We start from the raw sequence: 25,414 nt of genomic DNA on the forward strand, positions 1-25,414 counted from the left end.
CGGCAAGAGAGCTCTCCCGCCAGGCTTCTACAAAAATCATCTTGTTATTGAATCGCCGATTTCGTGCGTAAAATTGCTGTATGATGCGGTGCATCCCACTGCACATCCAGTCCGATCTGCTCCGCAAAGAAACGGATCGGCACAAAAGTACGATCTTGCTTCACATACGGCGAAGCATCGGTAGCCACTTCTTTATCGGCTGTGCCTTCCCGCTTCACCACAATGCCCGTTTCTCCAATGGTCAGTTGAACCGTTACACCATCCTTGGACAACTGTACCAACTGCTTGCCGGCTTCTTCCGCGTATTTCACTTCATAGCCAAACGTCTCGCTGATTGCACGTACCGGCACCATCGTGCGGCCGTCCACAATCTCTGGCTGCGCATCGAAGCTCAGCAGCTTCGTGCCGGTTACCACCTTCACCTGCGCATCGGTCGTCACTTCTTCCGGCAAGCGATACGGTGCAATTTTTCTAATTTTATTATTCAATTCGTCCGCAACAACGAGATTGCCCTGCTGCGTGATCATCACATCCGTCGGACTGTAAAATTGCGCAGCCTGTTCAACACCGTCCGTCTCCCCGGTTTGCAGTGTACCGGAAATCGTCGTGACCTGCCCGTCCAATAAATAGCGAATCGCATGATTCAAGCTATCCGCGATCAGAAGACCGCCTTCCGAAGTAACGGCAAGCCCTTTCGGGAAATCAAACATCGCTTGCAGCGCTGCGCCGTCCTCGTAATCGCCGCCGGCATACAATTCATTTTTCGCATAGAAGCTGCCGGAAACGGACGGCGTTGAGCCCGCAATCGTCTTCACTTGCCCCGTCTTGAAATCAATGTAGCGAATCCGCTGATTGCCCGTATCGCTGACATAAAGATTGCCCAGGCTGTCTAACGCCAGCCCTGATGGTTCGTTGAATTTGGCGGAAGCTAACGCGCCATCTTGAAACTCACCGGCGAAAGAAGCTTCGCCGGGACGAATCTGAATTGCGCGCGCCGAAGGAGCGCCAATTGTTGATACCGTGCCATCCGCTGTAATTTTGCGGATCACATGATTAAGCGTATCGGCCACATATACCGTGCCGTCCGCCGCAACGGCCACATCGCTGGGCCTGTTGAAGCTGGCGTCGGCGCCCTTGCCGTCTTTGCTGCCAACCAGGCCGCTGCCCGCGAACGTCGTCACATTGCCGGCCGTGTCGATTTTCCGGATCGCATGGTTGCCCGAGTCTGCGACAAATACATTGCCATTCGCATCCACAGCAAGCCCTGTCGGCTCGTTAAAGAACGCTTTCGCACCTGACCCGTTGACCAGACCACCGACCGGGAAACCCTGGTTGTTCAGCACAATGTCCAGCTCAGGACCAGCAAACGTGCTGACCTGACCGTTCGTGATTTTTCGAATCGCATGATTGCGCGTATCGGCAACAAGGATACTGCCATCCGGCAGCTGTGCGACGCTGCCCGGCGCACGGAATGCCGCGATCTGCGCACTGCCGTTCACATTCTGAAAGTCACCGATTCCCGCAAGCGTAGTAACGTCAGCCATAATTTGGCCTGTGCTCGTTTGCAGCGCATCGTCCGACAAGCCGTCCGCCAATACGCTCGAACCGCCAATCATCGTCGCAGCCGCAACGGAGGAAACGAGGAGCTGTTTTAAATATTTCATAGGTTTCTCCTTTAATCGTAAAATCGCGAATTAGACGCCCTGATTCTGGAATACATCCGTCGGGCTTACAACCGGTGATATACTCGTTACGGGGATTTCAATATTTTGAACATTCGTTCCATTTTTTCTTACGATAACCAGTTTACTTACTTTAATTTGATTGCCGCCCCAGCCTCCCATGGGAATCGTGACGAGATGTTTGCTGCCCGTGAAACCGATATTTTGACCATTTGCTAAATTCGTGACCGCATACACTAACTCTTGCGTATTGTAATAACCTTCTTCATATTCATAAGGTTTCAAATAGTCTGCACTAGATTCAGCGACAAAAATATTGCCAAGTCTTTGGGGTTCATCACGATTCAGCCAAATGCCGCCATCGTATTGCAAATGAACTTCTACCCCAAAAATATCATTAGATCCTGTAAAATCACTCAGGTCAATGCCTAGATCGAAATAGGTATGAAGACCACCTTCACCCGTTCGATCTGATAGCAATGTAGTTGTCAGCTTAACGCTCGGCTGAGTCTCTGAATCTGGATTCTGGGATCCTGAACCTCCACTATCGCTTGGACTCGTCGGCCCTGGGTTTGATACTGACGCAGGCGGCGACGTTGTCCCATCCTTCGCATTATCATAATCTTTCTTCTCTTTCTCCGTCATCGAAGCTTTCAGCTTCGCTTCCGCCTCTGCTTTTGCCTTGGCCTCCGCTGCCTTCTGAGCCTCTTCTTGCTTTTTCTTCTGCTCTTCCAGCGCTTTCAACTGGTCAGCCAGCTTCTGCTTCGCATCTTCCAGCTTTTTCTCAGCTTCTATTTTCTTCTGCAGCTTTTTCTCTTCCAGCGCTTTCAATCTTTCCTGCTTCTTCTTCTCCAGCTCAGGATCTACCCCTGCCGTTTTATCGAGCGGCTGCACTTTATCCAAATCGATTTTCTTCGATGCGTCAGTAATCTTCTTATTCGTTTCCTCGATGATTTTATTCAAAGAGTCTTTCGTAATTTTTTGCTCTTTCAGCGCTTCTTTCGCAACGTTCCCGACAAGATTGTCGAGATTTTTCTTCACTTTATCCAGATCTGCCTGTGACTTCACGCTAAGCGATGTATTGTCGCTTGTGGACTTGCCTTCGTTCAACTCTTTTTGCTTTTGAGCGATAAATTCATCGTTTTCCTTATCGATCTCCGCTTTGTTTTTAATGAACTCCTCAAGTACCGAAGGGGACGCTTGTTTAATGAAATCCTCCAAATCAAGGAATTCGACTTTTGCATCCAGATCGTCGGCCTCATCTCTGGAATCCAACGTGATCTGCTGTGTCGGATACAAATAGGCAACGCTCTCTTGCTGATCGTTTGCATCATTGGTTCTCACTGTCGTCGCTGACACTTTCCCCGCGCCTACAGCCATTTTAATATTACCGGTAACCGGATCAACCGATACGTAAAACTGTGTACCGCGAACCCCCATGACCGCGGTCGGCGTTTCCACCTCGAACTCGTCGTCGGAGCCGGCCAGCGATTTGACCTTTACCCATAACGAGCCTGCCCAAACTTTCAACTTGGACTTTTTATTACCGTCAGCCGTATTCAAGTCGGATACGTTCAGTTCCGCATTGTCACCTAATGTAACATCGGCATCGCCATTACTTAAATTGAGCGTTACCGAGGAATCGTCACCGGTGTAGATGGTGTCCCCTTGATTCAAGCTCATGCTTTCGTAAGCGTCGTACGTTTTGGAGCCGCCGCCCTTCTTGACCGTCACATCGCCGGAAAGCGATGCAATAATGGCGACGCGAACCGTTTTGGCGTCTGCGGGCTTCGCGAGCACAAAGGAAAATACACTGAGCATCAAGCTTAAGCTCAAAAAGAATGATAGCAAAGACTTTCTGGTTACTCTCACGTTCCTGCCTCCTTTAATCTCTTTATGATAGATGACCTAACACTTCATAAACGGCCACCGGCTTCTCTTTCCCTTTGACCTTGATTTCACCGATGGACACGATATTGAACTTATCTTTCACACGTTCATACGTCTGTTCACTGATCAGAATTTGCCCCGGCTTTGCGTTGGACTCCAGTCTCGCAGAGAGGTTCACCGTATCGCCGATCGCCGTATAATCCAGCCTTAAGCCTTCCGATCCGATGTTGCCGACGACAGCCGGACCGCTGTTAATGCCGAGGCCGAACTTTACGCCGATGCCGTAGGTATCAATCAGCTTTTGCTCCAAGATGTTCGCCTGCGACTTCATTTCAATCGCTGCGCGAACCGCCATTTCCGGGTGGTTGTCGAATTCGATCGGCGCGCCGAACATAGCCATGACACCATCGCCGATAAACTTGTCCAACGTCCCGTTGAATTTAAAAATCGCCTTCGTACAGACATCCAAGTATTCATTAAGCACCTGAATGACTTGCTCAGGCTCAAGCCGCTCCGACATCGGCGTAAAGCCCCGAATATCAACGAAAATCAGCGTAATGTCCTTCCGGCTCCCCCCGAGCTTCACATCCTCGCCCGATTGAAGCAGTTCATCTACAACGGATTTTGAAACGAAGCGGCCGAAAATGCCGGTGACCCGGTTGCGCTCCTTCCTCTCATCCAAGTAATGGCTCACAATCGACCAGACATAGATCGCGACAAGCGCGAACTGCGGATAGACGAGCGGTGCGAATGTAGAACCGACTGTATATAAGATCAGCCAGATAATGCCATAGACTACGAATAAACCGATAAAAATAAAGAGAGCCGCTTTTCCTTTGTACCGCTCAAACAAGTAGATGGCCAGAAGCGCCATCACAAGGATGACAGCGGCGCCTGCCGGTTTGGACATGTCATTGTAGAACTTGCTTTCCAGCAGCGTTTGGATCATGTTGGCGTGAATCTCGATTCCGAACATTTTCACAGAGGAGATTGGCGTCGGATACTCGTCCTGCATCGCCGTTACGAAAGGTCCGACCAGGACGATGCTGCCTTCGAGCGGAAGCGGCTTCGCACTATTGAGAACATCGATCACCGATAACAGCTCATAGCCAGTTGAAGCGTCCACTTCTTGTCTTGGCGTCGTGAAAAATTCCGTTGTAGCTTGATTTCTATCATTCGTCGGAATCGTTTCGCTGCCGCGCAGCCATTTGCCGGTAGCCTCATCGCGGCTTACTTTCTCGTCTTTCCCCAAAACCATATTCGCCAAAGCTACACTAAAAGCAGGTATGTATTGCCCTTTCTCGTCCGGCAGCCCAACCGGTAATTTGCGGGCTTTGCCGTCCTTATCCACAAATACGTTAATATGGGCCATTTGTCCTTTGTTAGTTGTTAGTGTGGATGCGGGGTAGTCGATCCGCTCAGGAATCAACTCGCCTGCTTGCTGCTGCTTGGAAGGGTAATTAATCTGGATAGGCAAAATAACATTGGCATATTTCGCTAACACATCCGCCAGCGCTTTGTCATCTGCGGGGTCTTTTGAGGGTTCAGCCAGCACAACGTCGATGCCGATGGCTGCTGCGCCTGATTGCTCAAGCTTCTCTATTAACTGCGCATAGACTTTGCGGTCCCATGGAAACTTACCGATGGCCGCAAGCGATTTCTCATCAATTTTCACAATTTTGATGCGATCGTCCGGCTGCCGTTCATCTACAGATTTGGCTTTCCGAAGCGAATCCTGAAGTGGGCCCTCCACAAAATAAAACAATCCGCTCACAGTCGCCGTGTAGAAATATGTCGATAGAACTGCAATCAGAAGTCCTACCGCCACGGTTTTCAACCATTTCTTTTTACCCATAAGGCCCTCCCAGTGTTTACTAGTTTTATTGTAAGATGGGAGCCTTGAAATGGCAATAAAATGTTACAAATTTCACGTTTTTTTTGCAAAAAAAGAACCCGCCTCCTCAAATAGGTTGCGAGCTCTTTCGACATCATGTGGCAGATCACATAACGCAGCAGGATGATTTAGTTAAAAGGGGAATCAGCAACTTTAATAGAATCCGTAGGGCAGCCGTCTTGTGCATCTTGCAGATCATCGTACAGATCTTCAGGAATCTCAGTTACCCCTTTGTTGCCGTCACCATCAAAAATAACTTCAGCCAAACCTTCATCGTCGTAATCATAGATGTCTGGAGCTGTAGCCCCGCACGCGCCGCAAGCGATGCAAGTATCTTTATCAACGAATGTATACTTTGCCATGTTTCTACTCCTCCTCAAATTATCCTCAATGTAAAATATAATATAAATGCGGACAAAGTTCAAACCTAAAAATTTGTTAGCCCTACGTACATTTCAATAAAATCGGCGATTCCGTGAACATCGTTTATATTCATCACAGGGCCCTTAAAATCTCCCTCCCCTAGCGACGCATCCAGTACAACGGCAATTGGTTCCGAGTCCAGCACATCAAGAATACGCCCTTGTTCTATCGTACGAAAAACGGCGATCTTTGGATGCTTGTCTCGCTTAAATCCTTCAATAAGAATGATATCGGCGTCCGCATGCACCTCGATCTGCTCAGCTAGACTCGGTTCTTCTTTCCGCTCATACGTACGGACAGCATCAGGGGAAATCGTGACGACTGCCGAAGCTCCGGCCTTCATGAAGCCGGTTGAATCCTTGCCCTCGGCTTCTTTATAATGTCCATGTGCATCATGTTTCATCACAACCACACTCCGGCCGCGCCGCGACAGTTCAACAACAAGCTTCGCAATCAATGTCGTCTTGCCGCTGTTTGAGAATCCGGCAAAGCCCACGTAATTTGCCATCTCTTATCACTTCTCCTCATCCTTATGCAGCGGATTGTTCCGCAAATGATCCATCTGCAGCGAAGTGCCGCGCGCCTTGTGGTTGCGGATCATCGCCGACGGGTCATTGCTCAGCATCCCTGCCGTCAGAATCGCATTCTCGCCGAACTTATCGCGCAGCCCATCCATAATCCGATTCAAATTCTCCTTCTTCGGCTGCTTCTCGTAATCAAACAAATCCAATTGCACATAGGTTTCTTCCCGGGCGCTCAAGCTTTGCAGCGTCACACCCAGCAGCCGGACGGGATTGCCTTCCTCCCAATGATGATCATAGAGTTGGCAAGCCGTTCGATAGATATCGTCCAAATGCTCCGTAGGTGACTGCAGCGTGAGTGAGCGCGTAATCGTCCGCATCTCCGGATCACGGATCGTGACGACGACGGTCTGTGTCATTAGCTCCTGACGCCGCAATCGTCTTGCCACTTGATCCGCCAAATTGAGCAGCACGCGATGAACCTCCGTCCGGTCCGTATAATCTCGTGGCAGCGTCGTCGTATGCCCGATCGATTTGCTCTGCTCATGCTCGGGATTGACCAGCGAGTGGTCGATCCCGTTCGCCGACAGCTTCAAATGCGCGCCGATGATGCCAAAATGCTTTAATAACAGCGCATCGTCCGCCTTGGCGAGCTGCCCTAAAGTCAGGATGCCCAAACGGGTCAGCTTGTCCGCAGTTTTACGGCCGATACCGTATAGATATTGGCACGGCTTATCCCAGAATACCGTCGGCACATCGCGAAGCCGGATCACAGAGATACCATTCGGCTTTTTCATATCCGAACCCATCTTGGCCAGGAGCTTATTCGGCGCGACGCCGATCGAGCAAGGCAGACGCAGCTCCATTGCAATCCGCTCCTGAATTTGGCTCGCAATCTCAAGCGGTGTACCGAATTGCTTGGACCCCGTAATATCCACGAAGCATTCGTCGATGGACATCGATTCTACCAGCGGCGAATAGCTGTACGCGATCTGCATGAACCGCCTGGAAAACTCGCGGTACAAGTCAAAATCAGGTCGGATCAAGATCAGATCCGGACATAGTTTCAAAGCCTGCCGCACCTGCATGCCGGTCTTGATGCCAAGATTCCGTGCCGCATACGACGAGGTTACAATAATGCCTCTGCGCAGTTCCACGCTGCCCGCGACGGCAATCGGCTTTCCTTTATATAATTCAGGCTCTACCGCCTCATGTACTGAACAATAAAACGCATTCATATCTATATGTAAGATCACGCGTCCTTGTTTGGGATAATGGGAATGAGCGGTCATGTTCGCCTGCCTCCTCTCACCGAGAACTCCTTCCGACCGAATGTAGACAAGATCAGCATACCGAAAAAGCCCAGGGCAAGCAAACCTAATTTGGCCTTAGCGATGTCCTTCCTGCCACATTTATGATATAATCGTAAATTATACATTAGCGGAAATCGCAACTTTCAGATTTTTGTGTGATTTACCCACGCACTTTCCCAGCTTTTGAAGGAGGAACCACCTATGCCAACATCAGTCAAAATCTTCGACACCACCTTACGAGACGGAACGCAAGGAGAAGGCATTAGCTTGTCTGTTGAAGATAAAATCAAAATTGCCCGCAAGCTCGATGAGCTCGGGGTTCATTATATTGAAGGCGGATGGCCGGGCAGCAACAGCAAAGATATTGAATTTTTTGAACGTACGCGCACGATGACATTCAAGAATGCCAAAATCACAGCGTTCGGAAGCACGCGTCGCAAAGATTCGAAAGCTTCCGAAGATATTAACCTGAACCGCTTGGTTGATTCCGGCGTTCAGGTGGCGACGATTTTCGGGAAATCGTGGGATTTTCACGTGACAACTGCGATTCAGACGACACTCGAAGAAAACCTGAATATGATTTACGACTCCGTTCAATTTTTGAAAAGCAAAGGGCTCGAGGTCATTTATGATGCCGAGCATTTCTTTGACGGATACAAAAATAACGCGGAATATGCGCTGCAAACGATTTCCAAAGCGCAAGACGCCGGTGCGGACTGGATCGTACTGTGCGATACGAACGGCGGGTCGCTGCCAGGCGAGATCGCTCAAATCGTCGGGACCGTGAAAGCGCACGTCTCCACGCCAGTCGGCATTCACGCGCACAACGATTGCGAACTTGCAGTAGCTAACAGCCTGGCGGCCGTACAAGCCGGAGCAGGTCAAGTGCAAGGTACCATCAACGGCTACGGCGAGCGCTGCGGCAATGCCAACCTGAGCTCCGTTATTCCGAGCTTGCAGCTCAAGCTGGGGTACTCCGTCCTTACCGACGATCAATTGAAATCACTAACCTCGGTATCTCGCTACATCAGCGAGATCGCGAACATGCACATGCCGATCAACCAACCGTTTGTCGGCAATGCAGCTTTCGCACACAAGGGCGGCATCCACGTGTCCGCAATCCTGAAGGATGCGAGCACTTACGAGCATATTAAGCCTGAGCTGGTCGGGAACAAACAGCGCGTTCTGGTTTCCGAATTGGCAGGCCAAAGCAACGTATTAGTCAAAGCCCAAGAACTCAACCTTGATTTCGATCGCGATCCTCAAAAAACGAAAGAAATCATCGAGAAAATCAAGGAAATGGAGCACCAGGGCTACCAATTCGAAGGTGCGGACGCAACGCTCGAGCTGATCCTGCGCGAAGCATTCGAAGGCCTGGAGGAAATTTTCACGCTCGAATCTTTCAAAATGCTTGTTGAAAAAACAGCCAATCATGCGGTCGTTTCCGAAGCCATCGTGAAAGTCAAAGTGCATGGCGAGACGATCTACACTGCCGCGGAAGGCAACGGTCCGGTCAATGCACTAGACAATGCGCTTCGCAAAGCGCTCATTCAATACTACCCGGACATCAAGAACATCCATCTGTCCGACTACAAAGTGCGCGTCCTCGACGAGAAAGACGCCACAGCCGGCAAAGTGCGGGTGCTCATGGAGACAACCGACTTCAACTCCACTTGGAATACGCTCGGCGTTTCCAGCAACATCATCGAAGCGAGCTGGTACGCGCTCGTGGACAGCTTGCGTTACGCTTTGCTCGGGCGTACGCGCATCGAACGCGAAGACAAAGATCAACTCGAACAACTCGGCGTGGTTAATCATTAACGCCAAAAAGCTGCAAGAGCCCTTAACCAGGGCCGCTTGCAGCTTTTTTTATGACTCGGCAATCAGCTTCGCCAGTTTCTTATCCAGCTCCTTCGCGGACAGGACATGAATCACCTCGCGGATGACACCATGCCGATCAATGAGAAAACTCGTCGGAATTGCAATCACCGAGTAAGCGTCGGCATTTTTCCCTTCCTTATCGAGCAGCACCGGGAATGGGTATTGGTACGTGTCGACGAACTTTTTAATGTTGTCCATTTTATCGCCCGGTGTGACATTCACCGCATACAAGTCAAACTTTCCTTGATACTTCTTGTAGACATTCACCAAGTCCGGCGCTTCTTCTTCACACGGCCCGCACCAGGAAGCCCAGAAATTCAAGAAAAGCGGCTTATCCCGCTCCCCGCCGACAGCAAACGATTGTCCATCCAGCGATTGCAACGTAAACGACGGCGCCAGTTCATTCACCTTCGCCGCTTCCTCCGCCGTAAGCGTCTTCTGATTCATATGCTGCACGACTCGATAACCAATCAAACCTATGACAATAACCAGTATGGCTATACTTATGATTTTCTTTTTCAAGCGTTCCGCCTCCCAGGATGCATGGGCGAGCAGTTCGCCGTCAGGCGAACGACCAGCCATTTCTTCTATATTATCTCCAAATCGGTGAAATTTCCAACCCGGATGTTCAGCCCTGCCTTTCCACGCGTATGCTTTCACCTAATTTGGGTAAAGTAAATCTGCGCATTTATGCAGGAAAGGATGAACATCTCCATGAAACAAGCCACTCTAAAGCGAAAAGGATTTGGCGCAGCAGAAAAAAAGAAAAGCTATGCGCAAGATACCAACTCAAGCGACAAACAAGCCTCCTCCGGGAAAAAAGGAAGCCTGTGGCAGTATCTTGCCTTGGCTACCATCCCATTGGTGCTTGTGCTGGGCAATTCCATGCTCGTGCCCATACTGCCGGATATGCAAGACCACATGCACATTTCCCGCTTTCAGAGCTCCCTAGTCATTACCTTGTTTTCGCTGTCAGCAGGCATCATCATTCCCGTTTCCGGCTACTTATCCGATCGTTTCACGCGCAAAGCGGTCATCATTCCTTCGCTGATCGTTTACGGCGCAGCCGGTGTTCTCGCGGGTCTCGGTGCGGTGTGGAGCTCATATGGGATTCTCATCACCGCTCGTGCCCTGCAAGGCTTGGGTGCAGCCGGAACAGCCCCCATTGCCATGGCGCTCGTCGGCGACATTTACAAAGGCGGCGAAGCGAGCAAAGCGCTCGGTCTCATCGAAGCTTCCAACGGCATCGGGAAAGTCGTCTCCCCTATTCTCGGCTCGCTGCTCGCAATGCTCACCTGGTTCGCGCCTTTTTTCGCCTTTCCGATCTTCTGTCTGCTCGCGCTTCTAGCCGTTATTTTCATGATCAAAGAACCCGCCAAAGAGAAGGAAGCCGAGCCGCTCAAACAATATCTGAAAGAAATCAAGTCCATTCTGGGGCAAAAGGGACATTGGCTGCTTCCCGCTTTCTTTGCCGGCGCCGTCACCCTCTTCATCCTCTTCGGCGTCCTCTTCTATCTTTCGCAAATTTTAGAAGAGAAGCCTTACAACATCGATGGCATAAAAAAAGGACTGCTGCTCGCAATCCCTCTGCTATGTCTCGTCATTACCTCTTATACAACCGGAGCGAAAATCAAACAAAACGGGACGCTGATGCGTATTCTGATGAATGTCGGCCTCGGGCTGATGATCGTCTCGCTTACTTGTGCGATTTTTGCGAACGGGAAGCTCGCGCTGCTCATCAGCTTGCTGTCGCTCAGCGGCATCGGCACAGGCCTTTTGCTTCCCTGCTTGAACACGCTCATCACCGGCTCCGTACAGCGCGATCAGCGCGGCATGATCACTTCCTTGTACAACAGCCTGCGCTTTATCGGCGTTGCCTTCGGCCCCCCGCTGTTCGGATGGCTCATGAACAAGTCTCATGCGACGCTATTTATCACGGTCGTCTGCCTAGCCGCGCTGATGTTGACACTCGTCTTCTTTTTCATCAAACCTCCTGCACAATTGAAGCAAGAAGCATGATACAATAGAACTATCTCGCATGGAATGGGGGCAGGGTCATGCTTATTCAGTTGAAGGAAGACCTGTACGATCATCTCGTTGCCTATAGCCGGGAAACATTTCCCGAGGAAGCTTGCGGCGTCATTTTCGGCCGTCCGGCAGAGCACGATGCAGACGTCCTGTATGCTACGACGTTCTTCCCCTTGCCGAACATGGCCGAGCAGCCAACTCGCGAGTTCGCCATTGATCCGATGGACATACTTCCTTTTCTCAAGCCCGGCCCTACCCCTTTAATCGGCTTGTTCCATTCACATCCATCTGCACCGCCAATCCCGTCCTGTCAGGATTTGCAGACACTTTGGCACACCATTCCCACCCACTGGATTCTATCGCTCCAACACAAGATAGCACCCGAACTGCAAATTTACCAAATAAAAAAAGCCGCCTCAACCGAATACCGCAAACTTTCGTTTGCTCTCGGTCAATGATGGCTTAAGAGGGCGTAGAGATCGCCAAGCGTATCTACGTTGCGAGATTTAATTTCTTCCATAAAACGCGACCACAGCTGCGCCGTCATCAGCGCGTCTTCGAGTGCATGATGGCGCACGGTCACAGGAATGTCGTAGGCATGAAGCAGGGAATCCAGGCTCAAATTTTTACGCTTCGGCATGAGCCATTTGGCAATCATCATAATATCCAGCACCCGATGAGACAAGCTGACTTTGGACGTGCGCCACAGCGCGGAGTTGAGAAAGCTTTTATCATGACCCGTGGCGTGAGCCACCAGAATCCGCTGCTGCACAAATTCCAGAAAATCGCTCAACGCGCCGATCAATTCAGGCGCTTCGCTTGCCATTTCATTCGTAATGCCCGTCAGTTCGACGATATCATCAGGAATTTTCCGTTTCGGATTGACCATCCGGTAGAACGTATCTTGCGTCTGCACTTCCCCGCCAATGACCGACACCGCACCGAACGAAATAATCTCATCACCGTTATACGGCGAGAAGCCGGTCGTCTCCAGATCGAAGACAACAAGCTCCATGGAATGAAGCGGTATCTCAAACAGCGAATCCTTTCTCTGTTCCCTCAGCATTGAGCGTATAAAAGCCATCTGCTGCGCGCTTTGCACATCGAACATAGAAGTCAGCGCAGGGGTTAGTCCCCCCATTTTATACAGATGCCACATACGTCCTGCAGGACGCATATCTTTCATGCGAGTCACCTCTCCCCACATCACATACCGATCCGTCATCAACCTAACCTTTTTCTCTATAGGATTCGATGGATTTTGTTACGTATTTTTGTAATTCCACGCCTGTGCGCAAGCATTGTTTCAACATCTGCCGTGTTTCTTTCGTAAGCTGCTCCGCAGTCAATCTTCCCCTCGTCGTATACTTCTCTTCTTCCAGTTGAAAAGGCGTTGCATTCCGCAGCTGTATCGCCGTTCCGAACGCCGTCTCCCACTCTCTCGTCAGCGGTTCCGCGACAACCCCCTGCTCTCGCAGCAACCGAATACGCATCATCGTGGACGACTCCGCAATCCCAGCTTGCATGGCTAGCAGCCGGATTCCATTCACAATTGGAATATACGCGCCGTATTTAATATCAAACCCGCCTGCATCCTCTCCATATCGCTCTGTAATCAACTGCCCGAAAATGCCGAGCGAAATTTTGTGACGCAGCGTATTGGACAACAAATTGCCCAGAATCGCAGGATGTTCGGCAATATACGTAAGCATCATAGACTTCAAACGATGAACAAGCCGCGGCGCACCGTAAATACAGCGAATATCAGCCAAAATCAGCAAATATCTCATATTTTCCCAATTCGGATCCGCCAACCATTCCAGCGTCATCGCGCGATAGCCCGCTTCCGATTTACGCCATTGCGGGTTGCTTGACACCACATTCCCTTCGCATGGCGGATAGCCCAGAACATTCAAACCGTGCAGAATCAAGGTGACCAGCCGGCTAAAATAGTCCTCAATCGCCTCCTGCGGATGCATCTCGCTGTCAGCATAGATCAGCCCGTTATCCTGATCGCTCCAAAGCGTCTGCTCACTGCGTCCGCCGCTGCCCAACAAGAAAAAGGCGTATTCGACGGGCGGCTTCCCCAGCCCCTCCGCTTCCAGCATGCTTTCCGCAAGCTCCGCTGTGCGCATGATAAAAGCGTCGTGCACAAGATTAATCCGTTCGCCCAGTTCAGCTGTATAAGACAAAAGGAGATGCTCACGAAACATCTCTTGTACTTGATCTCTGGCGCACCTCATCTCATCGAATGCTTCCGCTTGATGAATTCGTGCCAGGATCGGTTCCAATGAGAGATGAGTCATGTTGCATCTCCTTTGCTCTAGTAAAAATGTAGGATCATTATAACGTTACACTGCCGTTTTGAGCCGCTTTTTTCATTTGCTCAGGATAGCCGTAGGAACCGTGCTCGGAAAGATCCAGACCGATAATCTCTTCTTCTTCCGTAACGCGAAGACCTACAGTCGCTTTCATGATGCCCAAAATGATGAAGGAAAGAATGAGTACGAATGCAAGTGCGCCGAATACGCCTAGCGCTTGAATGCCAAGTTGGTGCAAACCGCCGCCGTAGAACAAGCCAGCGCCACCTACGCCTACTTTTGCGGAAAGTTCAGGTGTTGCGAAGAAACCTGTGGACAGGGTTCCCCAGATACCCGCGATACCGTGTACAGAGAACGCGTAGATCGGATCGTCAACGCCTGCTTTTTCAAACCATTGCGCTGTGAAGAAGGTTACGATACCTGCCACTGCGCCAATCACGATGGCTGCCCAAGTGTCTACGAACGCACAGGAAGCTGTAATCGCAACAAGCGCTGCAAGCACACCGTTCAGCATGCTAGGAATATCCGCTTTGCCAAAGTACATCCAGGAGATCACAAGTGCCGCAACGCCGCCGGCCGCTGCCGCCATATTCGTCGTCAAAGCAATGTAACCGAAGAAACCATCATTCATTGCACTGAGTGTACTGCCTGGGTTGAAACCGAACCAGCCGATCCAGAGGATGATAACGCCGAGTACGGACAAAACTTGGTTATGACCCGGAATCAGGTTAGGCGTTTTATCTTTATTATATTTACCGATACGCGGTTTAAGCAAGATCGTCGCTACGAGCGCTGCAGTTGCGCCTTGCAAGTGAACGACAGTCGAACCTGCAAAGTCCTGCATGCCCAATTTGCTAAGCCATCCGCCGCCCCATACCCAGTGAGCAACGATCGGGTAGATCACGACAGTGAATAGAATACCGAAGATGAAGTACACCGGAAGCTTCGCTCTTTCTGCAAAACCGCCCCAAGCAATCGCCAGGGATACACCGGCAAACGCTAATTGGAACAAGAATTTAATCCCGATTGGCACATCCGAACCGGAGAGGGAGCCGAATGCTGCTGCCGCTTGATCTTCCAAGCCGGTAACGAAGAATCCTGTTTCTCCGAAGAAGGCGTTGCCGTCACCGAAAGCAAATCCGAATCCTACCGCCCAGAAAGCAATTGCACAAATACCGAAAGTCAAAATGGTTTTACCGGCAACGTGACCGGCGTTCTTCATTCTCGTTGACCCTGCTTCCAAAAGCGCGAAACCGGCTTGCATGAAAATAACCAGGATCGCTGCCAGCATAACCCATACGGCGTCGATCGCGCTTTGCAGCTGCGGTGCTGTCGCATCATCTGCAGCAAATGCAAGCGTAGGGAACAATAAAGACATCAAACCAAAAGCTAACAAAAACTTCTTAACCATTCGACCACTTCCTTTAATGTTAGATTAAATAACATATAATGAAACTCTTAATGTCATTATATACAGGTTATATGGGTTTGACAATAGGATTTTCGTTAATAAAATGAAAAAAACGAAAAATAACCTGACATGAAACAGGCATAATTCGGTTTTGGCCACATACAGACCTCCAATTACGCCCCAATCTTGCCATATTCCCATGTCAGGTTTGAAAAGCATCACGTTTGACTGTATGGTTTAGAATCAGTTATCATGTGTATATATAGAAGCAAAGCTATTCATCATTATCCGCTGGAGCAGAGGTGATTCTTACGCATGAAGAATGAGAAGCTATATAAAATAGGAGAACTCGCGAAGCTTGCTGGTGTCAGCCCTCGCACCATTGATTACTACACAAAGATGAGCTTGATTGAACCTGAGACCAGATCGGATACGAACTATCGTCTCTATAGCGTTGAAACTTTGAATCGTCTTAAACGTATTGAATCAATGAAGAACGAGAAATATACCTTAGAAGAAATCAAAATGAATTTGCAGCAATGGAACAAGGTGTCTGCGGACGATACCGTGAGAGATAAACTAACATCTCTCCAGCTTCATCTGGACCAGTTGATGAAAGAAGCCAAAGAATTAAGCCCGCTCATCCAACAACTGAAGCCGAATCAGGTGAAGAAATTCGCTCGTATCCTGACCCAGCCGACAGCCGCCTGCATCGAAGCACTGATTGTTCTTCTTGGTAAAAATCCGTTCTCATAATGAATGACGGAGGCAGGTCACATGTTCTTTCACCCGATGGATTTTCTCATTATCATCGCATTCGCCCTTTCTTTATGGGCATCATTCCGAGTGCGGGGAACGTTTAACAAATGGTCTGAAGTTCCCGTTTACTCTGGAATGACGGGCGCACAGGCTGCACGCCGCATGCTGGATGCTAACGGTCTCTATAATGTTCCGGTCGAAGCCGTCCCTGGCGCGCTGACCGACCACTACGACCCGATGTCCAGAGTCGTGCGTTTATCCGAACCCGTGTATTATCAAAACTCGATCTCGGCCGTCGCTGTTGCTTGTCACGAAGTCGGGCACGCCGTTCAGCACGAAGTGCATTACCCGATGCTCGTAGCACGCCACAAGATGTTCCCGGTTGTGAACTTCGCTTCCGGTATCGCGCCAATCCTGATTCTGGCCGGCTTCTTCTTCCAACAGCTGCCTTGGCTGCTTGGACTCGGCATCCTGTTCTTCTCTTGCGCGGTTGCTTTCCAACTGATCACACTGCCCGTTGAGTTCAATGCAAGCTCAAGAGCCCGCGATATGATGATCGCCGAAGGCTTCATCACCAATGAAGAAGAGCGCGGCGTCGCCAAAGTACTCAATGCCGCAGCGTTAACTTACGTTGCCGCGGCGCTCATTTCCGTCTTGGAACTTCTCAAGTACATCATGATCTTCACAGGCCGGAACAATGACGAATAACAGAAAAGCTCTCCGCTGTCAGAGGCCGTAAGGCACTCGCAGGGAGAGCTTTTTTATTGAAAATAATCGTATAGAAAGCGGCGGAACACTTCCGCTACAAGCGGGAGTTTTTCATCCTTCCGGCAGATCAGACCTACCGTTCGCGTTACTTGCGGGTCGGTTACCCGGATTTTCACCGGCTGCATCTCTCCGCTTTCAACAAGCGCCATCGAGGGCAGCAGGCTGACCCCCATGCCCGCGGCAACCAGACCGCGAATCGTATCCGTCTCTTCGCCTTCAAATTCAATCTTTGGCACGAACCCCGCCTTAAGACAAGCCTCCATCACAATCGTCCGCAATGTGTATTCTTCGCTGAACATGACGAAAGATTCATTTTTCAGCTGCTCCAGACGAATCGAGGTGTACTCCGCCAAAATATGATTTTGCGGGATAATCGCATACAATTCTTCCGTCAGCAGAATTTCCCCTGTCACATGCTCATGGGTCTCCGGAAATGGCGAAATAAACGCCAAATCGATCTCTCCCCTGGAAACATCGCGAATCAACGAGGTATACGTCCCTTGCCGCAGCCGAAATTTGACGTTGGGATGATTTTTTTTAAAGGCAGCCACAACCGCCGGCAGCAAATGAATCACAAGGCTGTGTGGAAAGCCAATTCGAATTTCTCCCGCTTCCGGATCTAGAAATTCATGGATCTCGCCGATTGCGCGCTCCAGGTCGGTCAGAATGCCTTCCACCCTGCTTAGAAACAAATGCCCAACAGAAGTCAGATGGACATTCCTCCCCTTTTGCACAAACAAATCGACGCCAAGCTCCTCCTCCAACAAACGAATTTGCCGGGAGACCGCAGATTGCGCGACGTGCAGCTCTTCCGCCGCTTGCGTAACATGCTGTTTTCTAGCTACTTTCACAAAGTACTGCAATTGTCTTAACTCCACGTTCCGAATCCCCTGACTGGTGTTCACCCTGATTGGACAACGTCCACTTAAAAAGATTATAATAAGAAAGTTGTTATTAGCTTGGATAAATAAGGAGGAAATATGCAAATGGCACAAGAGCGTACTGGCGTTGCTACCCTGAAAGGCAATCCAATTACATTAGTTGGACCCGAAATTAAAGTAGGAGACAAAGCTCCTGACTTCAAAGTAAACAAAGACTTGATGAATCAAGTTTCCCTCGCCGATTATGCAGGCAAAGTGAAGCTGATCAGTGTCGTTCCTTCTTTGGACACAGGCGTTTGCGACGCGCAAACTCGCCGCTTCAACGAAGAAGCAGCTAAACTGGGCGAGAACGTGGTTGTTCTTACAATCAGCGTTGATCTTCCGTTTGCACAATCCCGCTGGTGCGGAGCTGCAGGCATCGACAAAGTCATTACATTGTCCGATTACAAAACCAAGTCGTTCGGCGAAGCTTACGGCGTACTGATCAAAGAAATTCAACTGGACATGCGCTCCATCTTCGTCATCGATGCGAACGATACCGTTCAATACGTTGAATACTTGGCAGAAATGACCAACCACCCGAATTATGAAGCTGCGGTTGAAGCCGTTAAAGCTCTGGTATAAGGCTGGGCACAAATAAAACAGCAAGGAGGCCATGCTTCCCTGCTGTTTTTGTTATTCAGCCACTTTATGAGCGGCGAGCTTGCGATCCAATTGTTTATAAATATCAAGAATGGTTCGGTAATTCGACCCAAGGTCTCCCAACGAGCCGCGGGAAGCCGAATATATGTCAACCGCTGTTTTCACCGGATTGATAGCGATTACCGTTAAGGTAACATCCTGTGTCCTTCCTGTCATCGTCCTGCGTTCAGCAATAATTTCTCCAACGTTCGGTACTTCATGAAGCAGCTTGTACCCCGGTGTTTTCTTCAGTACGGCCGTTATTTCTTCCCACACTTGGTCCTTAGACAGCTTGTAATATCTCGTTTTAAGCAAAGGATCTCTGGCTTTTTCTCCAGTCGTTTCATGACTACGTACTAATCCGATTAAAGTTCTCTTTAGCAAAAGCCCTTTCCCCCTTCATTGAAGTGCATGCCACGGCTTGCCATATTAACACTAACTTCTATATTACCACTGATTACGGCTGAGAAAAAGGGGAAAATAAAAATCGGAGGTTTCTCCCCCGATTTGACAAGTGCCGATGGTTTCATTTCACAGAATTTTCTAATTAGTTTCCAGAAAAAGTGCCGATCAACAAATAAATGTTTAAACAAGCAATGACAATCGCGACAACCCAACTAAGAATTGACATCCACCGCGGTGAAACAAACTCGCCCATTTTCTTGCGATCAGAGGTAAACTTCACTAGCGGAATAACCGCGAACGATAATTGGAGCGACAAGATGACCTGGCTCAAAATAAGAAGATCCGTAGCGCCGCTCTCGCCGTAAATCCCAATGACGATCACCGCCGGAATAATAGCGATCAAGCGCGTAATCAGCCGGCGCAGCCAAGGCGCCAACCGAATGTTCAGAAAGCCCTCCATCACGATCTGGCCGGCAAGTGTGCCGGTAAGTGTGGAGTTTTGACCGGAGGCGAGCAGGGCGACCGCAAATAGGATACTAGCCGCGCCGGTGCCAAGCATAGGCCCGAGTAAGTGATACGCGTCCTGAATTTCAGCCACTTCTTTGCCCGCGGAATGAAAGGCAGCTGCGGACAAAATGAGAATCGCGGCATTGACGAACAAAGCAAGCATAAGCGCTACCGTGGAATCTATGGTCGCAAACTTGATCGCTTCTCTTTTGCCTTCCGACGTCGGTTCGATTTTGCGCGTTTGAACGATCGACGAATGCAAATACAAGTTGTGCGGCATCACCGTGGCCCCGAGAATACCGAGCGCAATGTAGAGCATCGCTGGGTTCGTGACAATTTCCGTCTTAGGAATAAACCCTTGCGCTACTGCGGCAAATTCCGGTCTGGAGAAAATCATTTCCATCACAAAGCAGAAAATAATAAGTACCATCAAAGAAATAACCATCGCTTCAATGTAACGAAAGCCGCGCTTCTGAAGCATTAGGACGAGGATAACGTCCAATGAAGTCAGAATCACCCCGTAAATAAGCGGAAGTCCGAATAAAAGCTTTAAAGCAATCGCCGCACCGATGACCTCGGCCAAATCGCAAGCCGCAATCGCCAACTCGCACAAAATCCATAAGGCAAACGAGACCGGTTTACTATAATGATCCCGGCAGGCTTGCGCCAAATCGCGACCCGTTGCAATGCCAAGACGCCCAGCTAAAGCTTGCAATAAAATCGCCATCAAATTCGATATTAAAATGACAGAAAGCAAGGTATATCCAAATTGTGAACCGCCGGCTAAATCCGTCGCCCAGTTGCCCGGATCCATGTATCCGACCGCGACCAGATATCCCGGTCCGACGAAAGCTAACAGTTTACGGAAAAATCCTGCCTTCTTCGGAACCTTCATTGAACTATGCACTTCAGGAAGACTGGGCATAGGAGATTTCCTTCTCCAGCCCTTCGGATCCTGTTCAGGCTGCTTTTTCACTGCAACTTCCATCTTCGTAACCTTCTTTCTCATACGCAATAATGTTGAACTAGGGAAACTTTTAATTGAAGTATACTACATATCCTCATATTATGCTATAGGTAAACACTTATGTGCATAAGAAATTATTTTTCCCTAAGGAAAAACTTTGGACAACGTCCACCTTTGTTCACAGCAGGCTTTCTTTATAGCGAAAAAGAATGACACAATGGCATAAAAGTATGTTATACTTTGTATATTCAATAAACAAACAAAGAAAATATAAATGAGATCGCTGGGAGGATTTATCATTGTCATACTTCATGGGCTTAGATTTGGGCACATCCGCCATCAAATGCATTCTTATCAATGATGAAGGCGCTGTCATTGATTCTTATTCCGTCTCTTATCCACTCTCACAGCCAGAACCTGGCTGGGCCGAGCAAGATCCGGAAGACTGGTGGCAGGCGACCATTGCCAGTATCCGCGGCCTGCTCGAGCAATCGCAGGTGTCTGCGTCCGACATCGCCGGCATCGGTTTCTCCGGCCAGATGCACGGCTCGGTCTTCCTGGACGAAGCGCAGCAGGTCATCCGGCCTGCGCTGCTCTGGTGCGACCAGCGCACGGCGGAGCAGTGCGCATACATCGAGGCGACCGTCGGCCAAGCCGAACTCGGCCGCCTCACGGGCAACCGGGCGCTGACGGGCTTCACCGCGCCCAAGCTGCTCTGGCTCCGGCAGCATGAGCCGGAGCATTACGCTCGCGTTCGGCACCTGCTGCTGCCGAAGGACTACGTCAGGCTGCGCCTGACGGGCGCGTTCGGCATGGACATGGCCGACGCCAGCGGGACCTTGCTTCTGGACGTCGCGTCCAGAAGCTGGTCTAACGCCGTCTGCGAGCGGTTGGACATCCCGCTCGCCTGGCTGCCGCCGCTCTACGAGAGCGGCGACATCGCCGGCCGCCTGCTGCCTGAGGCGGCAGCCTTGACCGGCCTCGCCGCCGGCACGCCGGTCGTGGTCGGCGGCGGCGACCAAGCGTGCGGCGCCGTCGGTGTCGGCGTCGTCCGTTCCGGCATCGCCTCGGTCGCCCTCGGCACGTCCGGCGTCGTCTTCGTGCACGACGACACCTATCAAGTCGATGAAGCGTACCGGCTTCATTCGTTCTGCCACGGTGTGCCGGGCAAATGGCACCGTATGGGCGTCATGCTGGCGGCCGGCGGCTCGTTCCAGTGGTGGCGCAACCATTTTGCCCAGGAGGAAATGGCCCGCGCCGAGCGCGAAGGCAGGGACGTCTACGAAATATTGACGGCCGATGCGGAGACAGCGCCACTGGGCAGCGAAGGCCTGCTGTTCTTACCGTACTTGTCTGGCGAGCGTACGCCGCATCCGGACCCCAAAGCGCGCGGCGCCTTCATCGGGCTCAATCTGCGCCACGGCAAAGCGCATCTGACGCGCGCGCTGCTGGAAGGCATCACGTTCGGGCTGCGCGACTCCCTGGAACTGATCCGCGCCTCGGGCATTGAAGTCAGCGAGCTGCGCGTCAATGGCGGCGGCGCCAAAAGCCCGTTCTGGCGGCAAATGATCGCCGATATTTTCGGTATCCCGGTCGTGACGGTCAACTCAACGGACGGTCCGGCCTACGGCGCTGCGATCATGGCTGCTTCCGGCGTACTGAACAAAGACATCACAGAGCTCTGCGACGCCTGGATCCAGGTGACAAGCCGCACGGAACCGAATCCTGCCAATCAGGCCAAATATGTAGTCTATTATGAACTGTTCCGCGGCCTTTATGGCACACTGCAGAGCACGTTCCACCAGCTTAGCGACTTGGCAGAACAGGCTGAATAAAATAAAAAAGAGGTTGAACGGGCGATGTCCCATTCAACCTCTTTTTTATACGAAGAAACCCGCGCATGCCGTCCGGTTTTGGTGCTTCAAACCCGCTCTCGCAGGTGGGTGTCCGCAGAAACGCATTTGAGGTCCCTTTTCGAGGGCATGTCAGCCGCGCTTCAATATAGGTCTCCCTAGAAACAGTCATTGGTTTAAAACAACTGAAAACCGTTACGTACACCGCAGGATTCTTCTGTGTAGTCTCATTATAGATCCAACTGGTCTAAGAATCAACCGGTAGGATTAGTTTCTATTGTTGTCATTCTCTTCTTTTTTATGCACGTTGCCATCAACAATGTCAGCATCGGACTTCTCAATGGCATCAACTTCGCGGTCTTGCCCTGCTTCAGCTTCAGCTTCCGCTTCTGCTGCCTCAGCCTCAGCTTCAGCCAGGCGCTGCTGCTCTTTCTCTTCCAGCTCCTGCTGCTTCATTTGCAGCTTTGTAAAGCTGCGGTTAAACTGCCAGAAGGAGAAGGTCGCCACAATGCTGCCCATAAAGAAAACAACAAGGAAGAAGTTGAACTTTGTGACGCAAATGTACACAATCAAACCATTACAAATCAGCAGCACAATGGAGTTGATTGGATTGCCAATCGAAATCAGAACGGAGTTCTTGATGATTTGGAAAATTTTCATATGCAGATGAACGATGATTGAGAAGAAATTAAACAACGAGATGATCATAATAATCGTGAAAGCAATGAACAGCACCGCCAATATTTTCAGCGAATTGCCCTGTTTCAAATAGAAGAAGTAGTTCACGCTAATAATCGTGAAAACAAGCACATAAAAGATACCGCCAATCATGCTCTGTACGTAGTTTTCCTTATAGCCGCGGAAAAACGTTTTGAGCAGCGACACATCTTCTTCGCCTGTCACCCATTTCCTTGCAACAGCGAACATCGCAGTTGTTGCGGGAAACAACGTAAATGGCGTCAATGCGCCGATAGGCAACAGCATGGTTTTAAGTGCATCCGGATGCTCATTGAGGCTAACAAGCCCCATAAAGAATAAAAAGAAAACCGGTATCGAACAAATGATCCACAGCAGATTAATAACCGAGAATCGCATAATCCATTCGGATATTTTGTATAATCCACCCATTACGCCTTTAAATTCCAAACTTCTTCCTCCTTTAAGCGTTTCCATTTCGGAAAACTTTCTACGTTGTAATGAATCGATCATTTGCGGACTTGTCCTATTTGCCTTACGTTCCATTATAGCCTATTTTCGAACAGATAGGTAGACGTCTAGTCGTTCTAGGTTTTTTTTACATAGGATATATTGTCTAGTCGCACTACCCCCACATCAATTTCAGGAGGTTGATCGTATGTCTTATGCAGGCGGAAATACAGCAGCAGCAGTTTTGGTTCTCTTTATCCTACTCGTGATCATCACTAGCGCATTCGTATTCTAATTGCGATATGATAGGAAGAAGGCGGAGATCTTCGGATCTCCGCCTTCTTTTTCTTCAAGCTTATTTGCTTACAAGTGTATCTTCACTCTTGCGAGGCGCTCTGGAGCGATCGCGGTTGCCGGAGTAGTTGCTACCATATTCACGGTTTTTGGAGTAAGAACTGCCGCCGCCTTCACGGCTGCCGTACTCACGGTTGCCGTCTTTACGCGGATAGCGGGAACCTGAACCGCCGGACCCGTAACCGCCTTGACGACGGTCGCCCGAACCGGAACCGTAGTTGCCGCCTACGCGACGACCGGAGCTGCGCACATCGAATTTTTTCTTTCTTGCACGAATCGGATCTTCCGGTGTAAGCTCGATCACTAGATCTTTCTTGTCGCCAGTCAGCAATTTCATCGCTGCGGCAAGCAGATTCACGGAATCGTACTGCTCTAACAATTGAATGGCAAGGCCTTTGAATTCGGAGTGCTCTTCTTTTTGAAGAAGATCCAGAATACGCTCAGCCGTCAATTTTTGTTTGCCTTCGATCGCTTCCGCCAAGCTAGGCAAAGGTTTTTTGTTGATTTTGTGACGCGTAACTTTCTCGATGAAATGCAGGTGGTCGATTTCACGAGGCGTTACGAACGTCCATGCTGTACCTTCTTTACCCGCGCGGCCTGTACGACCGATCCGGTGTACATAGCTTTCTGGGTCTTGCGGAAGGTCAAAGTTGATAACGTGGGTCACACCGGATACGTCGAGACCGCGCGCCGCGACATCCGTCGCAACTAGGACGTCGATGCTGCCGTCACGGAATTTACGCATAACATTGTCACGTTGGTTCTGAGACAAGTCACCATGCAAGCCTTCTGCTGCATAGCCTCTTTTTTGCAGAGCTTCTGACAATTCGTCAACGCGGCGCTTCGTACGACCGAAGACGATCGCAAGATCAGGCGCTTCCATGTCGATCAGACGGCTCAACGCTTCAAATTTTTGTTTCTCGTGCAATTCAATGTAAGCTTGCTCGATTGTCGGCGCGCTCACTTGTTTCGGAATAACGGAGACGTGCTCCGGATTGCGAAGGAATTGTTGTGCGAGACGTTGAATGTTCGCAGGCATTGTTGCGGAGAACAGCATCGTGTGACGCTCTTCCGGTACCAGCTTCAAGATGGATTGGATATCATCCATGAAGCCCATGTCCAGCATTTCATCTGCTTCGTCCAAAATAACCGTTTGAACATCGTCGAGTTTAATCGTTTTGCGGTTGATATGGTCAAGCAGACGACCAGGGGTACCGATGATGATTTGCGGTTTCTTTTTCAGTGCGCGAATTTGTTTGACGATATCCTGTCCGCCGTAAATCGGCAAGGAACGGATGCCTTTGAAACGGCCGAGCTTTTCGATCTCTTCCGCAACCTGGATGGCAAGCTCCCGTGTCGGACACATAATTAAAGCGGAAATACGCTCTTCTTTAATATTGATTTTGTTGACCAGCGGAATGCCAAATGCCGCCGTTTTCCCGGTACCGGTCTGGGCTTGACCGATGAGGTCGCGTCCTTCCATAGCAAGCGGAATCGTTTTTTCTTGGATTGGTGTGGATTCTTCAAACCCCATCTCCGTGATCGCACGCAAAACTGATGAGTCTAAACCAAACTCTTGAAATGTTTTCAAATAAATTCAATCTCCTTTTGTACAGGGCAGGCTAATGCCTTGTATCTTTTTTACCCTTAAGTACGACTTCCTATCCTTCTCTATAGTTTCATTGTGGAATTCACTTTCGATTACAAATCTTCCATGATCCAACAGGCC

At 50.0% G+C, this 25,414-nt stretch carries 22 protein-coding genes and 1 other RNA gene; 7 read left to right on the forward strand and 16 right to left on the reverse strand.

Annotated elements, in window-relative coordinates; translation table 11 throughout:
* Positions 1-44: 44 nt before the first annotated feature.
* The 6 genes from ABE504_RS23225 to ABE504_RS23250 form a co-directional block, all read right to left on the reverse strand.
* A complete protein-coding gene (locus ABE504_RS23225) occupies positions 45-1,664 on the reverse strand; it encodes a stalk domain-containing protein (RefSeq protein WP_430093268.1) in 1,620 nt (539 codons plus the stop codon).
* A gap of 30 nt (positions 1,665-1,694) precedes the next feature.
* Complete coding sequence (locus ABE504_RS23230) at positions 1,695-3,554, reverse strand: FecR domain-containing protein (RefSeq protein ID WP_430093271.1); 1,860 nt, start codon at positions 3,552-3,554, stop codon at positions 1,695-1,697.
* Between the two features lie 22 nt (positions 3,555-3,576).
* Complete coding sequence (locus ABE504_RS23235; RefSeq protein ID WP_430093274.1) at positions 3,577-5,427, reverse strand: CHASE2 domain-containing protein; 1,851 nt, start codon at positions 5,425-5,427, stop codon at positions 3,577-3,579.
* Positions 5,428-5,594: 167 nt separating this feature from the next.
* Positions 5,595-5,828, reverse strand: coding sequence for a ferredoxin (locus ABE504_RS23240; RefSeq protein WP_126141398.1), 234 nt, complete (start codon positions 5,826-5,828; stop codon positions 5,595-5,597).
* A 65-nt stretch (positions 5,829-5,893) separates the two neighbouring features.
* The gene (gene mobB, locus ABE504_RS23245) at positions 5,894-6,397 is read right to left on the reverse strand and encodes a molybdopterin-guanine dinucleotide biosynthesis protein B (RefSeq protein WP_430093278.1); all 504 of its coding nucleotides are present in this window, start codon (positions 6,395-6,397) and stop codon (positions 5,894-5,896) included.
* A 6-nt stretch (positions 6,398-6,403) separates the two neighbouring features.
* A complete protein-coding gene (locus ABE504_RS23250) occupies positions 6,404-7,702 on the reverse strand; it encodes a DNA polymerase IV (protein ID WP_430093281.1) in 1,299 nt (432 codons plus the stop codon).
* Positions 7,703-7,924: 222 nt separating this feature from the next.
* On the opposite strand from ABE504_RS23250, the gene cimA reads away from it, so the two are divergent.
* Positions 7,925-9,544 carry a citramalate synthase gene (gene cimA, locus ABE504_RS23255; RefSeq protein ID WP_430093283.1) on the forward strand — a complete coding sequence of 540 codons (1,620 nt, stop codon included), beginning with the start codon at positions 7,925-7,927 and terminating at the stop codon, positions 9,542-9,544.
* A 48-nt stretch (positions 9,545-9,592) separates the two neighbouring features.
* Here cimA and ABE504_RS23260 read toward each other — a convergent pair whose 3' ends face one another.
* Positions 9,593-10,186, reverse strand: coding sequence for a TlpA disulfide reductase family protein (locus tag ABE504_RS23260; RefSeq protein ID WP_430093285.1), 594 nt, complete (start codon positions 10,184-10,186; stop codon positions 9,593-9,595).
* A 132-nt stretch (positions 10,187-10,318) separates the two neighbouring features.
* On the opposite strand from ABE504_RS23260, the gene ABE504_RS23265 reads away from it, so the two are divergent.
* Both ABE504_RS23265 and ABE504_RS23270 read left to right on the forward strand, forming a co-directional pair.
* Complete coding sequence (locus ABE504_RS23265) at positions 10,319-11,623, forward strand: MFS transporter (RefSeq protein ID WP_430093287.1); 1,305 nt, start codon at positions 10,319-10,321, stop codon at positions 11,621-11,623.
* Positions 11,624-11,661: 38 nt separating this feature from the next.
* Positions 11,662-12,090 carry a Mov34/MPN/PAD-1 family protein gene (locus ABE504_RS23270; protein ID WP_430093290.1) on the forward strand — a complete coding sequence of 143 codons (429 nt, stop codon included), beginning with the start codon at positions 11,662-11,664 and terminating at the stop codon, positions 12,088-12,090.
* Here ABE504_RS23270 and ABE504_RS23275 read toward each other — a convergent pair.
* From ABE504_RS23275 to ABE504_RS23285, 3 genes are read right to left on the reverse strand one after another with little or no spacing between them, the layout of a single operon-like run.
* Positions 12,084-12,818 (reverse strand): exonuclease domain-containing protein, encoded by a 735-nt coding sequence (locus ABE504_RS23275; RefSeq protein ID WP_430093293.1) that lies wholly within the window; start codon positions 12,816-12,818, stop codon positions 12,084-12,086. The genes ABE504_RS23270 and ABE504_RS23275 overlap by 7 nt on opposite strands.
* Before the next feature lie 43 nt (positions 12,819-12,861).
* A complete protein-coding gene (locus ABE504_RS23280) occupies positions 12,862-13,938 on the reverse strand; it encodes a DUF294 nucleotidyltransferase-like domain-containing protein (protein ID WP_430093295.1) in 1,077 nt (358 codons plus the stop codon).
* A 37-nt stretch (positions 13,939-13,975) separates the two neighbouring features.
* Positions 13,976-15,364 carry an ammonium transporter gene (locus tag ABE504_RS23285; protein ID WP_430093297.1) on the reverse strand — a complete coding sequence of 463 codons (1,389 nt, stop codon included), beginning with the start codon at positions 15,362-15,364 and terminating at the stop codon, positions 13,976-13,978.
* A 315-nt stretch (positions 15,365-15,679) separates the two neighbouring features.
* On the opposite strand from ABE504_RS23285, the gene ABE504_RS23290 reads away from it, so the two are divergent.
* Together ABE504_RS23290 and ABE504_RS23295 are read left to right on the forward strand one after the other, a co-directional pair.
* Entirely contained in the window at positions 15,680-16,120 is a 441-nt protein-coding gene (locus tag ABE504_RS23290) for a MerR family transcriptional regulator (RefSeq protein WP_126141408.1), read from the forward strand.
* Positions 16,121-16,141: 21 nt separating this feature from the next.
* The gene (locus ABE504_RS23295) at positions 16,142-16,831 is read left to right on the forward strand and encodes a zinc metallopeptidase (protein WP_430093300.1); all 690 of its coding nucleotides are present in this window, start codon (positions 16,142-16,144) and stop codon (positions 16,829-16,831) included.
* A 53-nt stretch (positions 16,832-16,884) separates the two neighbouring features.
* On the opposite strand, the gene ABE504_RS23300 is transcribed toward ABE504_RS23295, so the two are convergent.
* Complete coding sequence (locus ABE504_RS23300; RefSeq protein ID WP_430093302.1) at positions 16,885-17,769, reverse strand: LysR family transcriptional regulator; 885 nt, start codon at positions 17,767-17,769, stop codon at positions 16,885-16,887.
* A 108-nt stretch (positions 17,770-17,877) separates the two neighbouring features.
* Between ABE504_RS23300 and tpx the strand changes: the two genes are divergently transcribed.
* On the forward strand, positions 17,878-18,396 hold the full coding sequence (tpx, locus tag ABE504_RS23305; RefSeq protein WP_430093304.1) for a thiol peroxidase: 519 nt from the start codon (positions 17,878-17,880) through the stop codon (positions 18,394-18,396).
* Positions 18,397-18,447: 51 nt separating this feature from the next.
* Here tpx and ABE504_RS23310 read toward each other — a convergent pair whose 3' ends face one another.
* Positions 18,448-18,837 carry a DUF1499 domain-containing protein gene (locus ABE504_RS23310; protein WP_430093306.1) on the reverse strand — a complete coding sequence of 130 codons (390 nt, stop codon included), beginning with the start codon at positions 18,835-18,837 and terminating at the stop codon, positions 18,448-18,450.
* A 163-nt stretch (positions 18,838-19,000) separates the two neighbouring features.
* Positions 19,001-20,353, reverse strand: coding sequence for an Nramp family divalent metal transporter (locus tag ABE504_RS23315; RefSeq protein ID WP_430093307.1), 1,353 nt, complete (start codon positions 20,351-20,353; stop codon positions 19,001-19,003).
* A 290-nt stretch (positions 20,354-20,643) separates the two neighbouring features.
* On the opposite strand from ABE504_RS23315, the gene xylB reads away from it, so the two are divergent.
* A complete protein-coding gene (gene xylB, locus ABE504_RS23320) occupies positions 20,644-22,167 on the forward strand; it encodes a xylulokinase (RefSeq protein ID WP_430093787.1) in 1,524 nt (507 codons plus the stop codon).
* 52 nt (positions 22,168-22,219) lie between these two features.
* Here xylB and ssrS read toward each other — a convergent pair.
* The 3 genes from ssrS to ABE504_RS23335 form a co-directional block, all read right to left on the reverse strand.
* Positions 22,220-22,401: non-coding RNA, 6S RNA (gene ssrS, locus ABE504_RS23325), on the reverse strand.
* A 51-nt stretch (positions 22,402-22,452) separates the two neighbouring features.
* Complete coding sequence (locus ABE504_RS23330) at positions 22,453-23,331, reverse strand: YesL family protein (RefSeq protein WP_430093310.1); 879 nt, start codon at positions 23,329-23,331, stop codon at positions 22,453-22,455.
* 355 nt (positions 23,332-23,686) lie between these two features.
* On the reverse strand, positions 23,687-25,276 hold the full coding sequence (locus tag ABE504_RS23335; protein ID WP_126141415.1) for a DEAD/DEAH box helicase: 1,590 nt from the start codon (positions 25,274-25,276) through the stop codon (positions 23,687-23,689).
* Positions 25,277-25,414: the final 138 nt, after the last annotated feature.

It is taken from the genome of Paenibacillus oryzisoli, assembly GCF_050467285.1.
Classification (GTDB): domain Bacteria; phylum Bacillota; class Bacilli; order Paenibacillales; family NBRC-103111; genus Paenibacillus_E; species Paenibacillus_E oryzisoli_A.

Coding starts and splice junctions, on each gene's coding strand:
- ABE504_RS23225 (WP_430093268.1), bottom strand. CDS start 1,664: ATGAAATATTTAAAACAGCTCCTCGTTTCCTCCGTTGCGGCTGCGACG.
- ABE504_RS23235 (WP_430093274.1), bottom strand. CDS start 5,427: ATGGGTAAAAAGAAATGGTTGAAAACCGTGGCGGTAGGACTTCTGATT.
- ABE504_RS23240 (WP_126141398.1), bottom strand. CDS start 5,828: ATGGCAAAGTATACATTCGTTGATAAAGATACTTGCATCGCTTGCGGC.
- mobB (WP_430093278.1), bottom strand. CDS start 6,397: ATGGCAAATTACGTGGGCTTTGCCGGATTCTCAAACAGCGGCAAGACG.
- ABE504_RS23250 (WP_430093281.1), bottom strand. CDS start 7,702: ATGACCGCTCATTCCCATTATCCCAAACAAGGACGCGTGATCTTACAT.
- cimA (WP_430093283.1), top strand. CDS start 7,925: ATGCCAACATCAGTCAAAATCTTCGACACCACCTTACGAGACGGAACG.
- ABE504_RS23260 (WP_430093285.1), bottom strand. CDS start 10,186: ATGGCTGGTCGTTCGCCTGACGGCGAACTGCTCGCCCATGCATCCTGG.
- ABE504_RS23265 (WP_430093287.1), top strand. CDS start 10,319: ATGAAACAAGCCACTCTAAAGCGAAAAGGATTTGGCGCAGCAGAAAAA.
- ABE504_RS23270 (WP_430093290.1), top strand. CDS start 11,662: ATGCTTATTCAGTTGAAGGAAGACCTGTACGATCATCTCGTTGCCTAT.
- ABE504_RS23275 (WP_430093293.1), bottom strand. CDS start 12,818: ATGAAAGATATGCGTCCTGCAGGACGTATGTGGCATCTGTATAAAATG.
- ABE504_RS23280 (WP_430093295.1), bottom strand. CDS start 13,938: ATGACTCATCTCTCATTGGAACCGATCCTGGCACGAATTCATCAAGCG.
- ABE504_RS23285 (WP_430093297.1), bottom strand. CDS start 15,364: ATGGTTAAGAAGTTTTTGTTAGCTTTTGGTTTGATGTCTTTATTGTTC.
- ABE504_RS23290 (WP_126141408.1), top strand. CDS start 15,680: ATGAAGAATGAGAAGCTATATAAAATAGGAGAACTCGCGAAGCTTGCT.
- ABE504_RS23295 (WP_430093300.1), top strand. CDS start 16,142: ATGTTCTTTCACCCGATGGATTTTCTCATTATCATCGCATTCGCCCTT.
- tpx (WP_430093304.1), top strand. CDS start 17,878: ATGGCACAAGAGCGTACTGGCGTTGCTACCCTGAAAGGCAATCCAATT.
- ABE504_RS23315 (WP_430093307.1), bottom strand. CDS start 20,353: ATGGAAGTTGCAGTGAAAAAGCAGCCTGAACAGGATCCGAAGGGCTGG.
- xylB (WP_430093787.1), top strand. CDS start 20,644: ATGGGCTTAGATTTGGGCACATCCGCCATCAAATGCATTCTTATCAAT.